Source organism: Mesonia hippocampi, from assembly GCF_014197445.1.
Taxonomy (GTDB): domain Bacteria; phylum Bacteroidota; class Bacteroidia; order Flavobacteriales; family Flavobacteriaceae; genus Mesonia; species Mesonia hippocampi.
The window spans coordinates 24,002-36,898 of sequence record NZ_JACIFO010000005.1; the positions used below are offsets into that span (position 1 = coordinate 24,002).

General features: G+C 34.6%; 18 protein-coding genes. 2 read left to right on the plus strand and 16 right to left on the minus strand.

All coding sequences use genetic code 11. The features are described 5' to 3' along the window. Positions 1-45: 45 nt before the first annotated feature. On the plus strand, positions 46-909 hold the full coding sequence (locus tag GGR32_RS06745; protein ID WP_183477434.1) for an SDR family oxidoreductase: 864 nt from the start codon (positions 46-48) through the stop codon (positions 907-909). A gap of 1 nt (position 910) precedes the next feature. On the opposite strand, the gene GGR32_RS06750 is transcribed toward GGR32_RS06745, so the two are convergent. The 14 genes from GGR32_RS06750 to GGR32_RS06815 all read right to left on the minus strand — a co-directional run bounded on the left by GGR32_RS06750 (position 911) and on the right by GGR32_RS06815 (position 10,264). After that, a complete protein-coding gene (locus tag GGR32_RS06750) occupies positions 911-1,219 on the minus strand; it encodes a hypothetical protein (protein ID WP_183477435.1) in 309 nt (102 codons plus the stop codon). Positions 1,220-1,228: 9 nt separating this feature from the next. Then, a complete protein-coding gene (ftsY, locus tag GGR32_RS06755; RefSeq protein WP_183477436.1) occupies positions 1,229-2,191 on the minus strand; it encodes a signal recognition particle-docking protein FtsY in 963 nt (320 codons plus the stop codon). Positions 2,192-2,327: 136 nt separating this feature from the next. Continuing rightward, on the minus strand, positions 2,328-2,480 hold the full coding sequence (locus tag GGR32_RS06760; protein WP_183477437.1) for a DUF4295 domain-containing protein: 153 nt from the start codon (positions 2,478-2,480) through the stop codon (positions 2,328-2,330). Between the two features lie 7 nt (positions 2,481-2,487). Beyond that, complete coding sequence (gene rpmG / locus GGR32_RS06765) at positions 2,488-2,670, minus strand: 50S ribosomal protein L33 (RefSeq protein ID WP_183477438.1); 183 nt, start codon at positions 2,668-2,670, stop codon at positions 2,488-2,490. A gap of 23 nt (positions 2,671-2,693) precedes the next feature. Then, the gene (rpmB, locus tag GGR32_RS06770) at positions 2,694-2,933 is read right to left on the minus strand and encodes a 50S ribosomal protein L28 (protein ID WP_183477439.1); all 240 of its coding nucleotides are present in this window, start codon (positions 2,931-2,933) and stop codon (positions 2,694-2,696) included. Between the two features lie 85 nt (positions 2,934-3,018). Then, positions 3,019-4,281, minus strand: a complete 1,263-nt coding sequence (locus GGR32_RS06775) for a competence/damage-inducible protein A (protein ID WP_183477440.1) — start codon at positions 4,279-4,281, stop codon at positions 3,019-3,021. A 1-nt stretch (position 4,282) separates the two neighbouring features. Continuing rightward, the gene (locus GGR32_RS06780) at positions 4,283-4,618 is read right to left on the minus strand and encodes an Hpt domain-containing protein (protein WP_183477441.1); all 336 of its coding nucleotides are present in this window, start codon (positions 4,616-4,618) and stop codon (positions 4,283-4,285) included. A gap of 8 nt (positions 4,619-4,626) precedes the next feature. After that, complete coding sequence (locus GGR32_RS06785; RefSeq protein WP_183477442.1) at positions 4,627-5,241, minus strand: fumarylacetoacetate hydrolase family protein; 615 nt, start codon at positions 5,239-5,241, stop codon at positions 4,627-4,629. A gap of 7 nt (positions 5,242-5,248) precedes the next feature. Next, a complete protein-coding gene (locus tag GGR32_RS06790) occupies positions 5,249-6,025 on the minus strand; it encodes a 3'-5' exonuclease (RefSeq protein WP_183477443.1) in 777 nt (258 codons plus the stop codon). A 151-nt stretch (positions 6,026-6,176) separates the two neighbouring features. After that, complete coding sequence (locus tag GGR32_RS06795) at positions 6,177-7,487, minus strand: dihydrolipoamide acetyltransferase family protein (RefSeq protein ID WP_183477444.1); 1,311 nt, start codon at positions 7,485-7,487, stop codon at positions 6,177-6,179. A gap of 179 nt (positions 7,488-7,666) precedes the next feature. After that, positions 7,667-8,287: an HAD family hydrolase gene (locus GGR32_RS06800; RefSeq protein WP_183477445.1), complete on the minus strand. Its 621-nt coding sequence runs from the start codon at positions 8,285-8,287 to the stop codon at positions 7,667-7,669. Next, the gene (locus GGR32_RS06805; RefSeq protein ID WP_183477446.1) at positions 8,284-8,871 is read right to left on the minus strand and encodes a phosphoribosyltransferase family protein; all 588 of its coding nucleotides are present in this window, start codon (positions 8,869-8,871) and stop codon (positions 8,284-8,286) included. The genes GGR32_RS06800 and GGR32_RS06805 overlap by 4 nt, the downstream gene beginning before the upstream one ends. Positions 8,872-8,889: 18 nt before the next feature. Then, positions 8,890-9,510 (minus strand): recombination mediator RecR, encoded by a 621-nt coding sequence (recR, locus tag GGR32_RS06810; RefSeq protein WP_183477629.1) that lies wholly within the window; start codon positions 9,508-9,510, stop codon positions 8,890-8,892. 61 nt (positions 9,511-9,571) lie between these two features. Beyond that, positions 9,572-10,264, minus strand: a complete 693-nt coding sequence (locus tag GGR32_RS06815; RefSeq protein ID WP_343066433.1) for a DUF4294 domain-containing protein — start codon at positions 10,262-10,264, stop codon at positions 9,572-9,574. A 92-nt stretch (positions 10,265-10,356) separates the two neighbouring features. On the opposite strand from GGR32_RS06815, the gene GGR32_RS06820 reads away from it, so the two are divergent. Further along, on the plus strand, positions 10,357-11,445 hold the full coding sequence (locus GGR32_RS06820; RefSeq protein WP_183477447.1) for a M42 family metallopeptidase: 1,089 nt from the start codon (positions 10,357-10,359) through the stop codon (positions 11,443-11,445). A 111-nt stretch (positions 11,446-11,556) separates the two neighbouring features. Here the strand turns inward: GGR32_RS06820 and GGR32_RS06825 are convergent, their stop codons facing one another. Beyond that, the gene (locus GGR32_RS06825) at positions 11,557-12,300 is read right to left on the minus strand and encodes a T9SS type A sorting domain-containing protein (protein ID WP_183477448.1); all 744 of its coding nucleotides are present in this window, start codon (positions 12,298-12,300) and stop codon (positions 11,557-11,559) included. Positions 12,301-12,327: 27 nt separating this feature from the next. Beyond that, positions 12,328-12,885, minus strand: a complete 558-nt coding sequence (locus GGR32_RS06830; RefSeq protein ID WP_183477449.1) for a Riean_0653 family protein — start codon at positions 12,883-12,885, stop codon at positions 12,328-12,330. Positions 12,886-12,897: the final 12 nt, after the last annotated feature.

Sequence of the window (12,897 nt, forward strand, 5' to 3'; positions counted from 1 at the left end):
TTAAATGCTTAACTTTATGCTAATGCTAAATCTAAACATTAAGCTATGCTAAAACAAGACGCCTTAAAAGGAAAGAACATTATCGTTACTGGAGGAGGAAGTGGCTTAGGTAAAGCCATGACCAAGTATTTTTTAACGGTAGGCGCCCAAGTTGCCATTACTTCTAGAAACCTAGAAAAACTTAAAAATACAGCCAAAGAATTAGAAGAAGAAACCGGCGGAAAATGTTTTGCAATTCAATGCGATGTAAGAAATTATGAAGAAGTAGAAAACATGTGCAAGCTTGCACATAAGGAATTTGGCAAAATAGATGTGCTACTTAACAATGCTGCTGGAAATTTTATTTCTCCAACAGAAAGGCTTTCTTCCAATGCTTTTGATACCATCATTGATATTGTATTAAAGGGAACAAAAAACTGTACGCTTGCACTTGGAAAACATTGGATTAACGAAAAAGAAAAAAACAAATCGGTACTTAATATTGTAACCACCTATGCTTGGACGGGTTCTGCCTACGTAGTGCCTTCGGCCAGTGCAAAAGCAGGGGTGCTTGCCATGACACGTTCTCTTGCGGTAGAATGGGCTAAATATGGCATCCGTTTTAATGCTATTGCACCTGGACCTTTCCCTACAAAAGGAGCTTGGGATAGGCTATTGCCTGGAGATTTAAAAGATAAATTTGATTTATCTAAAAAAGTCCCTTTAAAACGTGTAGGTAAACATGAGGAATTAGCGCATCTTGCAGGTTATCTTGTTTCCGATTATTCTGGATATATAAATGGTGAAGTAATTACCATAGATGGCGGAGAGTGGCTTCAAGGCGCAGGACAATTTAACTTACTCGAGCAAATTCCCGAAGAAATGTGGGATATGCTAGAAGCGATGATTAAGCAAAAGAAAAACAGTTAATTTAAGAGAACAATTCTACAAAATAGTTATACAAAGAATGTTCATAATAACGCATTCCTATAATTATGAGCATTCCTAATGCTATATACCACCACATAAACTGTTGGCGTTTATACATTTTAAATCCTACAACGACCAATAATAAAGAAGGAATACACAAGATTAAGGTTGGTAGCGTTTCCATTTCATTAAAAGCACCTATAAAGCGCATGATAAAAAAAAGTGTTGAAAAAATAAAAACAACCTTTCCTAAAATATGTTTAAACCGATTAGCCAAAATTGGATTGGTTTCAGAGGGGTTTGCACGCATAATCTATTTTTAAGCCTTCACTTGTTTAAAGAAAGAGTCTACAAATTCCATTTTATCAAATATTTGTAAATCTTCCATTCCTTCGCCTACTCCTATAAATTTTACAGGAATTTTAAACTGATCGCTAATTCCTATAACGACGCCTCCTTTTGCTGTTCCGTCCAGTTTTGTAACTGCTAGAGAAGTTACTTCTGTTGCTGCCGTAAATTGTTTTGCTTGTTCAAAAGCATTTTGCCCTGTAGAACCATCTAATACGAGTAGCACCTCATCAGGAACATTTGGGGTTACCTTTTGCATTACACGTTTTACTTTAGAAAGCTCATTCATTAAATTTACTTTATTATGCAAACGTCCGGCTGTATCTATCAAAACTACATCGGCATCTTGTTTTATGGCACTTTGTACAGTATCGAAAGCTACAGAAGCTGGGTCGCTTCCCATTTGTTGCTTAACGATAGGAATATCTACGCGGTCTGCCCAAATTTGTAACTGGTCTATTGCCGCAGCCCTAAACGTATCGGCTGCTCCTAGAATTACTTTTTTTCCTGCTTTTTTGTACTGATAAGCTAATTTTCCTATAGTAGTTGTTTTTCCTACACCATTTACTCCTACAACCATTATAACGTAAGGTTTTTTATCTGAGTGCTGGAAAGTTGCAGCATCATCACCTTGAGATTCGCTAAGCAAACTGGCTATTTCTTCGCGTAGTATTGTATCTAGTTCTGCTGTACCTAAGTACTTATCTTTAGCCACACGCTCTTCTATACGCTTAATAATTTTTATGGTGGTAGCCACACCTACATCACTGCTTATTAGAATTTCTTCTAAATCATCTAAAACTTCATCATCTACCTTAGATTTTCCTGCAACGGCTTTGCTAAGTTTATTAAAAAAGCTTGTTTTAGACTTCTCTAAGCCTTTATCGAGGGTTTCTTTTTTTTCTTTTGAAAATATTTTCTTAAACAAATTCATAATCTAAAAGTTTTATAGTTTTAGAAGTAAGCTTGGTGTGTTAGTATACAAATAACAGAGTGCAAATATAAGTATTATAAATACAAAAAACCGCCTTGATTGATATCAAAGCGGTTTTTTATGATGTTTTAAAAAATTACTTTTTATTGAAAAAGTCATTTACTTGATCTGGAGCCATAATTGCTTCTACAAAAGTGTATGCTCCTGATTTTTTAGACCTTACCATCTTTACGGCTTTTGTCAGCCTTTTAGATCCTGTTTGTAACGATGCTACTGATTTCTTTGCCATAATATATTTACTTTATCTCTTTATGAACAGTAACCTTTTTTAAGATAGGGTTAAATTTCTTTAACTCCATTCTATCTGGTGTGTTCTTTTTGTTTTTTGTTGTAATGTATCTAGAAGTTCCTGGTTTACCAGATGCTTTATGCTCTGTGCACTCTAAAATTACCTGAACTCTGTTTCCTTTTTTTGCCATTTTTCCTAGGTATTAGAGGGTTATTATTTTTTAAGAAATCCTTTTTCTCTTGCTTCTTTAAGCACAGCAGAGATTCCTTTTTTATTAATGTTTTTTATAGCAGAAGTAGATACTTTCAAGGTAATCCACTTATCTTCTTCTGGTATATAAAAGCGCTTTTTTACTAAATTAGCATTAAATTTACGCTTTGTTTTGTTCATGGCGTGAGATACGTTATTCCCAACCATTGCTTTTTTTCCGGTAAGTTCACAAACTCTTGACATTTTTCTATTCTTTTCTCAATTATTTAAAACAGGCTGCAAATTAACGATTTTTTTATATGCTAAACAACTATTACCGAACATTTTTTTATTTATTTTGTTTTTCTTCCTCTAACAGAAAATCATCTAGCAGTAATAGCATGGCTTTTTTTACGGCTTTTTCGGTAACTTTTTCACGTCCGTTACCAAAATTAAAGGCGTAGGTTTCTTGTCGGTTTGGAGCGGCTATGCTTATAAAAACACTTCCTATTTCGGCGTCGCTATCGCCTTTTGTTGGGCCTGCATTTCCTGTTGTTGCAATAGCGTAATCGGTGTTAAAAAGTTTTTTTGCACGCTTGGCCATTTCGGCTGTAATCTGAGCACTTACTACAGAAAATTCATCTATAATAGCTGGCGGTATTCCTAAAACTTCTGTTTTGGTAATGGTTGCATAGGTTACTATTCCTCCTTTAAAAAAATTAGATGCTCCTGGAATTGCCGCTAACTCGGCTGCAATTTTACCTCCTGTACAACTTTCTGCAGTGGTTATTGTTTTGTTTTGTTTTGTTAATTGCTTTGCAATAAGGTTTTGTAGGTCTTCTTCGTCTTCATAGCCTTTTATAATATTACCTAGAATGGTTTCTAGTTTCTCCAACTGCAATTGCAGGTTTTCTTTTAAAACTAGCGCATTCTCTCCTCTTGCAGACAATCGTAGCTTTACCCTATCGAAACCTGGAAGGTATGCTAGTTTAATAAAGGCTGGAAGAGCTGCTTCCCAGGGCATAATCTTTTCGGCCAAATCACTTTCTGGCATGCCATAAGTAAGCACTGTTTTATGGAATATATGCGGGCGTTTAAAACGTTGTTTCAGCCTAGGAATTACTTCATCTTTCATTAATGCTTTCATTTCGAAAGGCACCCCCGGCATTGATACATAAATTACGCCTCCTTCATCAAAATATAATCCTGGAGCTGTACCATACTTATTGTGTAAAGCTGTTGCTTTTGTAGGTAATAAGGCTTGATCTTTATTTAACTGAGAGATACTTTTCCCTAAAGATTTAAACAAGGCCTTAACGTTAGCCAATACTTCTGTATCTATTGTTAGGCTATCGTTAAAATACTTGCATAAGGTGAGTTTTGTTATGTCATCATTTGTTGGGCCTAAACCTCCTGTAATAATAACGACATCTACTTGTTTTGATGCAACTGATAACGCTTGTAAGATATGTTTCTCTTCATCCTGTACCGATGTGATTTGATAAACATCTATTCCTATTTTATTTAGCTCTTTTGCTATAAAAACCGAATTTGTATCTACTATTTGTCCGATTAAAATTTCATCGCCAATGGTAATAATTTCTGCTTTCATTCTAATGTTGTTTAAAGTCCTCTTTTAAACCTATGCATGCCTTTTTTATTACTTTATTTAAATGGTCTATCTCCTCTTCTACAGTTATGTTTTTATGTTCAACCCAAGCTTCTATTTGCTCGAGTTCTTGTGTTACGGGAACCCCAAATAACTCTAAATTAGGTTTTAATTTAAATAAACTTGACCTTGCAAGCTCATAATTTTGGTTGGTTACCATTGTATTTAGTGCATCTAAATCTTCTGGAACTTCTTTCAAGAAAACTTGAATCATTTTAGTTATATATGCCGTATCAAGGTCTATTAACTCATATACTTTTCTAAGGTTATAATACTTCATAAATGTTTTTATTTAATAGGAAGTTTAAAAACCTCTTTTTCCTCTATTCTTCCTTCAAGTATATCGCCTATAGCTACTTTTTCTACTCCTGCTGGAGTTCCTGTAAATATAATATCTCCTATTTTTAGGGTAAAGAATTTAGAGATATAAGCAATTAACTCGTCTATTTTCCATAGCATTTGCTGTGTATTCCCTTGCTGTACGAGCTCATTATTCTTATACAAGCTAAAATTAATCTGATTTACATCAGGAAAGCTATCTTTCCGCAGCCATTTACGCCCTATTAATGCAGAACCATCAAAACCTTTTGCTATTTCCCAAGGCAAACCTTTTGTTTTTAAATTTTGTTGTAAATCTCTTGCGGTAAAATCTATCCCTAGCCCTATTTCTTCATAATACGTATGCGCAAATTTGGGCTGAATATGTTTTCCTAATTTATTGATTTTCACCAACAATTCTACCTCATAATGAACATTTTGAGAAAAATCTGGTATAAAAAAAGGCTGACCTTTAAGAAGCGGAGCAGTATCTGGCTTTAGAAATAGCACGGGATTTTCTGGCTTTTGATTTTTAAGCTCCGAGATATGTTCGGTATAATTTCTACCTACGCAAATTATCTTCATAATTCGATTAATTTAACTTATCTGATAATTTTCTAAGCTTAATGGCCGTAAGTACTTTTTTGGTGTATAATGGAAAGTCTGCATTCTGAATCCAACCAAAATAACCTGGTTCTTCTTCCAAAACATCTTCTACTAACTTCCCTCGGTGTTTCCCAAAAGCAAACACTTCTTTTTCATTTTTATCATACGCAATAAAGCCTGCAAAGTCTGCAAAACGTTTATGGGCACTAAATTCTGCCAACCATTTGGTATCGTTTTCTAAATCGTCATAGCGGTCTAATTGAGCCTTTAATACTTCGTAAGTTGCATTGGTATCTGCCTCTGCACTATGGGCATTGGTAAGGTCTTTATCGCAGTAAAACTTATAAGCTGCCTCTAATGTTCTTTTTTCTTTTTTATGAAAAATGGTTTGAACATCTACTGCCACTGCATTTTTTATATCAAAATCTATTCCTGCTCTTAAAAATTCTTCTGCTAAAAGCGGAATATCAAAACGGTTGCTATTGTATCCGCCTAAATCGCAAGATTTCATAAAACTATGAATGGTTTTTGCTAAGCTTTTAAACGTAGGTTCGTTAGCTACATCCTCGTTAGAAATTCCATGAATTTTGGTAACTTCCGATGGAATGGGCATTTCTGGATTTACACGCCAAGTAAAGCTTTCTTTATTTTCGTTTGGATGAATTTTAAGTACCGAAATTTCTACAATTCTATCTTTGGAAATATTGGTTCCTGTGGTTTCTAAATCGAAAAAACAAATGGGTTTGGTAAGGTTTAGCTTCATAACATTAGTCAATTTTATAACAAAGGTAAACTTTGTTTAGGTTCTAGCAGAAATTATTATAGTTTGTTTCGTAAACTTCTGTTCTATTTTTTACACAAAAAAACCGCTTTAAGCTGCCTTAAAGCGGTTTGTGCTTTATTTTATTAAAAATTTAAAGCGTTCTATTTTCATCAAAAGCTTCTAGGTATTGCGCTACTCGTTGCACAAATTGTCCTCCTAAAGCTCCGTTTACCACGCGGTGGTCGTAACTATGAGATAAGAACATCTTTCTTCTAATTCCTATAAAATCACCTTCTGGTGTCTCGATAACCGCTGGTACTTTTCTAATGGCACCAAGTGCTAAAATACCTACTTGTGGCTGGTTGATAATTGGTGTTCCCATAATACTTCCAAAAGTTCCTACATTGGTTACGGTATAAGTACCTCCTTGTGTATCGTCTGGTTTTAATTTTCCTGTTCTAGCTCTATTTGCTAAGTCGTTTACAGCCTTTGCCATGCCTACAAGGTTTAACTGATCGGCATTTTTAATTACAGGTACAATTAAGTTTCCGTCTGGTAAGGCCGCTGCCATTCCTAAATTCACGGCTTTTCTTTTGATAATCTTATCGCCATCTACAGAGATGTTAATAAGCGGAAAGTCTTTAATTGCTTTTGCAACTGCTTCCATAAAAATTGGCGTAAAGGTTAAATTTTCTCCTTCACGTTTCTGGAACTCAGCTTTCATTTTGCTTCTCCAATTCCAAATTTTGGTAACATCTACTTCGATAAATGATTGTACGTGTGCCGAGGTTTGTACACTTTGCACCATGTGATGCGAAATAAGTTTCCCCATTCTCGACATTTCGATAATCTCATCTTCTCCATTTACACTTACAGGTGCAGGTGCAGGTTTTGGAGTTGCGGCTGGTTTAGCGGCTGCAACTGGCTTAGAAGCGGCTTGTGCTGGAGCTGCTTTTCTGTTTTCTACATAAGCTAGAATATCGTTTTTTGTTACTCGGTTATCTTTTCCTGTTCCCGAAATACCTTCTAATTCTTCTAGGCTAATGTTTTCTTCTTTAGCTATATTTTTTACTAAAGGCGAATAAAAACGTTCGCTATCGGTATAATTGTTTTCTACCGCCAATGTTTCTTTTGCCGTTTCTACTGTTTTTGCTACAGCAGCAACTTCTGGGGCTGTGGTTTCTGTTACAGCTGCTTCGCCTGTTGGTTCGGCGGCATCGCCCTCGGTTTCTATAATCGCTATGGTTTGCCCTACTTGGACTACATCGTCTACCTCAAATAGTTTTTCTACCAATACACCTTCTACCTCGCTAGGTACTTCGCTATCTACCTTGTCGGTTGCTATTTCTAGCACTGCCTCATCTTCTTCTATACGCTCTCCTACTTCTTTCAGCCAATTGGTAATGGTTGCTTCTGCAACACTTTCACCCATTTTAGGTAATTTTAGTTCAAATTTTGCCATATTTTTAATCCTAAGATGATTTTTGAATTAATGTTTGCGAATTTAATAAAAAAATATTTATTTGAGTAATTTTATTTTAAGCCCAAAGATGTTCTATTTCCTTATTAATTAAAAGGTTATTATTCTTCGGGATAAAGTTAAAGTTTTTCCTTTAAAAAATACAGGAGCATTTTAAAATTTTAATCGTTTAATATGGTAAAATTATCAAGAGGAAGTTCTTCTTGAAGTCTTTTACTAAGTTTGGCAGACGGATTTACAATTAGGCTATGTTTTGCTATTTTAATTAAAGAAAAATCATCTTCATGGTCGGTTATCAAAACATCGATATTAGGATAGCCTTTTTGTTGTAGCAACATTGATACTTGGTTGCTTTTTTCTTCCTTCAAATTTTCTGTAAAAAAAGAAAAAGATTCTCCTTTGTAAGTTGTTGCTAAACATGCATCAAAACCATTTTTAACTGCGATTTTTTCTGCATAAATCCCCGGAGCTCCTGTCGCCAAAATTTTCAATTCGTAAGCTAAAAATTCATCCAACAAGTCTTGTCGCTTATAGATTTCTATTTCTTTTAAAAAAGAAGCAATTTCCGTTGCTGCTATTTTAGTGTTTTTAAGCACTGTATATTTTAGTTTTTTATGAGAAATTACCCTTAACACCCTACCTAAAGCAGCAAACATTAGTACGAAAAAGAGTTTTAAATCAAGCTTTTTCAGGCTATTTTTCAAGAGGAATTTATAGAAATAATGAAACGTATTTATACGGTATAGCGTTTCATCTAGGTCTACAACAAGTGTTTTTCTCATGCGTTTTTCCTTGATTTATAATCTTTAGACCACGGGTATCTTATAAGGACTTCCTTTTTCCAGAAATAATCTGGTTTTACAATAGCTTCTGTTAGCGTCCATGCGATACAAGCCACATATACGGTTGCTTTTGGAAACTTTTGTTGCAATTGTTTTTTTACAACATACATGGTTTTTCCGGTATCGATAGCATCGTCTATTATTAAAATAGTTTGTGGTTCTTTTTTAAATGCTATTTCTATCGGAATAATTTTTGTTTTTTCTAGGTTTTCTTTAGTGATAGCAGCTATGCTTTTTCGAGCTTTGGCCGATTCTAACTTTCGTAGAAAATCAACGATAAAGTAAGGCAATTGCTTTGCGAGAAAGCGCATTATTTTTTTTCGCTTTACCGTTTCTTGTTTTCGTTGCAATTTTACTTGATAAAAAACACTCTCAGAAAATTTATCTTGCTGTTTTAAATACTTAATAATTTCTGCAGAACCATTTAAAATACCCACAATCAATTCGGGCCGAAAGTCTATTTCCTGCACCAATTGTGTTAGCGCAATGCTTACCTGTTTTTCATCTAGGGTTTCAACTTTCATAAGTTTTATGGGCTGAATTTAGTTTACTTTCAAAGAATTCTCGAAAGGAACTCTATGCAAAATACTTCTTCCTAAAGTTACCTCATCGGCATATTCTAGCTCGTCTCCAACACCTATTCCTCTGGCAATGGTAGAGGTTTTTATGTTGTACTTTTCTATTTGTTTATAGATATAGAAATTGGTTGTATCGCCTTCCATAGTGCTACTCAAGGCAAATATTAGTTCATCAACCGCTCCTTCTTCTACCTTTTTTACTAAGGATGTAATGCTTAAATCTCCAGGACCTACACCATCTATCGGACTTATTTTTCCTCCCAATATATGATAAACCCCTTTATATTGCGAAGTGTTTTCTATCGCCATTACATCTCTAACGTCTTCTACAATACAAATTATTTTTTTGTTGCGTTGTGTATCGTTACAAATTTCGCAAATATCGGTATCACTAATGTTATGGCATTGTTTACAAAAACGAATTTCTGTTTTTAAATCGACTAATGCGCGTGCTAAAGCAGTTGTTTGACTTTCTGGTTGTTTTAACAAGTGTAAAACTAAGCGTAATGCAGTCCGTTTACCAATGCCTGGAAGTTGAGACATTTCGTTTACTGCGTTTTCGAGATATTTAGAAGCATAATTCATTCCTACAAAAGTACAGAAAATGTACAAACCAGTTAATTAATCTTAAAAAGCCTTATTGAAATTATTCCCATTTATGCATGCACTCTATAAAATTGATAGGGATAGCGGCAGCTTGAGGTTCTAGCAAACCTTCCTGAAAGCTTCTGCGTAAAATATATTCTATATAATAATCCTCTTTCTCCTGTAGAGGATCAAACATTTTCTTTAAGGATATATTAAAAAAACTGGCTGTGGTATTATACCAAAAGGCTCTCCAACCGCTTTTTAACTCTTTTACGGTCTGGAAAGTGGTTTTTCCTGTTTGCCTATACATTAATTTTACTAGAATTTGTCCTTCGGTTTTGGTAAGTTTTTTAAGCTCTTCGGTAAATTCTTCTTCAATATAATCTTGTACCATTTGCGTATACTTACGCTTACCGTGTTTGGTTTCTATTTTATCTAAACGCTCGTACAACGTGTTTAGCCGATTAGAAGCCATTACCGCATAAGGCCATACTTTTCTGGTTTTCCTACGTAAAATTAGGTACTGCCTGCGTTCGTCTCTACTTTTATACCTAAACGGAGTTAATACCAGTACTTCCTCGAGGTCTATTGCAGGAACATCGTAGCCTTCATCGCTTATAGAAATATTAGCATGCTGAAGTTTATATTTTATTTCTTTTACTTGAATAGGCTTCCTTAACGAGTCATCTTGTTGTCCCGCCATTTTAAACACTACAATTAAACAAAAACCTAAGCCAAAAAGAAACTTCACGCGTTTACATTTATAAACATTTAGACAAAATTAAGTATTTACTCGATGCCCTAAACATAAGAATTCTTAAATTCGTAAAAAAATATAGTTAAATGAAAAACAAAAGCATCTTAAAAAAATCTTCTTTTGAGTTTTTAGAAAAGTACTTAAACAATGCTTCTCCTACAGGTTTTGAAGCCGAAGGACAAAAGCTTTGGATGGACTACCTAAAACCATACGTAGATGAATTTTATACCGATACTTATGGTACTGCTGTAGGAATAATTAATCCTAAAGCTGCCTATAAAGTAGTTATTGAAGCGCATTCTGACGAGATTTCTTGGTTTGTAAATTATATTACCGATAACGGACTTATTTATGTTATAAGAAATGGCGGAAGCGACCATCAAATAGCTACCTCTAGAAAAGTAAATATCCATACAAAAAATGGTATTGTAGAAGGTATTTTTGGTTGGCCAGCCATACACACCAGAGACCGAAGCAATGAGCAAGCACCAAAACTAGAAAATATCTGTATAGATGTAGGATGTACTACAAAAGAGGAAGTTGAAAAACTAGGTATCCATGTAGGTTGTGTAATTACATACCCAGACCAATTTTTTATTTTAAATAAAGATAAATTTGTTTGCCGCGCTTTAGATAACCGTATTGGCGGATTTATGATTGCAGAAGTGGCAAGGCTTTTAAAGGAAAATAAAAAAGAACTTCCGTTTGGGCTATATATTACCAATGCAGTACAAGAAGAAGTTGGGTTACGTGGTGCCGAAATGATTGCAGAACATATTAAACCTAACGTAGCTATTGTTACCGATGTAACACACGATACTTCTACGCCTATGATTGATAAGAAAAAAGAAGGCGATGTACAAATAGGTAAAGGTCCTGTAATTACTTACGCTCCCGCTGTACAAAACAAGCTTAGAGAGCTGATTATTGATACGGCAGAGAAAAAAGAAATCCCTTTTCAGCGACTTGCTGCTAGCCGAATGACAGGAACAGATACCGATGCTTTTGCTTACAGCAATAGCGGTGTTGCTTCCTCGCTGATTTCTTTACCGCTACGATACATGCACACAACAGTAGAAACGGTACATCAAAAAGACGTAGAAAACGTAATAAAATTAATTTATAATAGCCTCTTAGAAATTAAAGCTGATGATGATTTTAGTTATTTTAAATAAATAACTTCAAAACACCTCTAGTTTGTAACAAAATGCAGGTTAAAAAAAATAAAAAGTCCTGTTTAAAAGCATAAGATTTTAAACAGGACTTTTTTATTATCTAAGTTTATACTATTGTTTTATCAGTTTAACTATTTGCCCTTTTCCGCTATGGTTTTTAGGTTTTAATTCTAAAAAATAAACTCCAGCGGTTATGCCATCTAAAGAGAAACGTAGATCTGCTGCTACTGTTTGGGTTATCGTTTTTATTTCTTTCCCTAAAACATCATAAAGTTTTATAGTAAGCATTTGGCTTGTATGATTAGGTAAGCTAATATTTACCGCTGTTTGTGCAGGATTAGGATACACCTTTATATCTTTAAAAAGATAAGCATTTACAGCCAAGCTTTTATTATTAAAATAGGCTTTATCGCCATTAACATTTGTTACTACCAGTTCTTTATCTCCGTTATGTAAATCTGTAATCTCAAAATAAAAGTTAAAACTTTTTAGCGTTTCATACATCATTACAGCACTATAATGCCTTGCAAATTCAATGTTCTCTGCAAGATAACAATAGTCCAACGCTAAACTAACCCAATTAGTTGATTCCCATCGGTTATCATTAATAAAAGTAACCCCTTGAAAAAAACTCCATCCACAAAAACCAAACCATATCTCATTATTTACTGAATACGATAAATTTGCAGTATTCAATTCTATACGCTCTTGGTTAATTGGTGCCAAATATTCTTGCCCATCTATTTCTACTTTATAAACATTCCATGAATGGTCTGCTAGTACTTGTTGCTGAGTTTGGGCATAAAAGCTTGTTGCCACAAACAAGACTATAATTATTAGTACATATTTTCTCATAATTAGTTAAGGTTTAGTTAATATAGTTTAATTAGTAAATTTCATATCAAAGCGGCCTTCGCGTATTTCTACCAGTTTTCCATCTTCATTAATCGCATCGAACCAAAAGGTGCCCGAAACAATATGGTTCTCAAAGTCCAATTTGGTAATCGTCATTTCACCAGTTACTTCGGAAGTTGTAGTATATTGTTCAAAGCCTGATGACCCAGATATAGAATACCCCCCCCCTTTACCATCAATATTATTTGTGAAAAAAGGTTGAGAATTCAACAAATAAGTTTCCCCTTCTTCAATACTGGCATTCTGTGTTCCTATAACGACAGAATAAGAAGTATCTCTAGAAAAGTTAGAAAGACCCATTCTAAAATGATACCCTCCCTCTACATATTGGTAAAAACAGTTTTTGTTGCCGGCAAGCCCACCGCCTTTGGGTAAAAAAGCCTCGCCATTTACTAAACAGCCTGCAGTATTAGCTCCAGTTTGCGTGGCTTTAGGCAATTGGTCTACGGGGTTTTGGGGTTTGTCATCGTCACTATTACAAGCATACAGGCTTAATGTTAGGGCAATTAATAGAAGTTTTTTCATAATTAGCTGGGA

Bases quoted from the DNA above. Each gene is read 5' to 3' on its own strand.
- GGR32_RS06790 (WP_183477443.1), bottom strand. From the start codon at position 6,025: ATGAAGCTAAACCTTACCAAACCCATTTGTTTTTTCGATTTAGAAACC.
- GGR32_RS06780 (WP_183477441.1), bottom strand. From the start codon at position 4,618: ATGAAGTATTATAACCTTAGAAAAGTATATGAGTTAATAGACCTTGAT.
- GGR32_RS06825 (WP_183477448.1), bottom strand. From the start codon at position 12,300: ATGAGAAAATATGTACTAATAATTATAGTCTTGTTTGTGGCAACAAGC.
- rpmG (WP_183477438.1), bottom strand. From the start codon at position 2,670: ATGGCAAAAAAAGGAAACAGAGTTCAGGTAATTTTAGAGTGCACAGAG.
- GGR32_RS06820 (WP_183477447.1), top strand. From the start codon at position 10,357: ATGAAAAACAAAAGCATCTTAAAAAAATCTTCTTTTGAGTTTTTAGAA.
- GGR32_RS06785 (WP_183477442.1), bottom strand. From the start codon at position 5,241: ATGAAGATAATTTGCGTAGGTAGAAATTATACCGAACATATCTCGGAG.
- GGR32_RS06800 (WP_183477445.1), bottom strand. From the start codon at position 8,287: ATGAGAAAAACACTTGTTGTAGACCTAGATGAAACGCTATACCGTATA.
- GGR32_RS06745 (WP_183477434.1), top strand. From the start codon at position 46: ATGCTAAAACAAGACGCCTTAAAAGGAAAGAACATTATCGTTACTGGA.
- GGR32_RS06775 (WP_183477440.1), bottom strand. From the start codon at position 4,281: ATGAAAGCAGAAATTATTACCATTGGCGATGAAATTTTAATCGGACAA.
- GGR32_RS06830 (WP_183477449.1), bottom strand. From the start codon at position 12,885: ATGAAAAAACTTCTATTAATTGCCCTAACATTAAGCCTGTATGCTTGT.
- ftsY (WP_183477436.1), bottom strand. From the start codon at position 2,191: ATGAATTTGTTTAAGAAAATATTTTCAAAAGAAAAAAAAGAAACCCTC.
- recR (WP_183477629.1), bottom strand. From the start codon at position 9,510: ATGAATTATGCTTCTAAATATCTCGAAAACGCAGTAAACGAAATGTCT.
- GGR32_RS06760 (WP_183477437.1), bottom strand. From the start codon at position 2,480: ATGGCAAAGAAATCAGTAGCATCGTTACAAACAGGATCTAAAAGGCTG.
- rpmB (WP_183477439.1), bottom strand. From the start codon at position 2,933: ATGTCAAGAGTTTGTGAACTTACCGGAAAAAAAGCAATGGTTGGGAAT.
- GGR32_RS06795 (WP_183477444.1), bottom strand. From the start codon at position 7,487: ATGGCAAAATTTGAACTAAAATTACCTAAAATGGGTGAAAGTGTTGCA.
- GGR32_RS06805 (WP_183477446.1), bottom strand. From the start codon at position 8,871: ATGAAAGTTGAAACCCTAGATGAAAAACAGGTAAGCATTGCGCTAACA.
- GGR32_RS06750 (WP_183477435.1), bottom strand. From the start codon at position 1,219: ATGCGTGCAAACCCCTCTGAAACCAATCCAATTTTGGCTAATCGGTTT.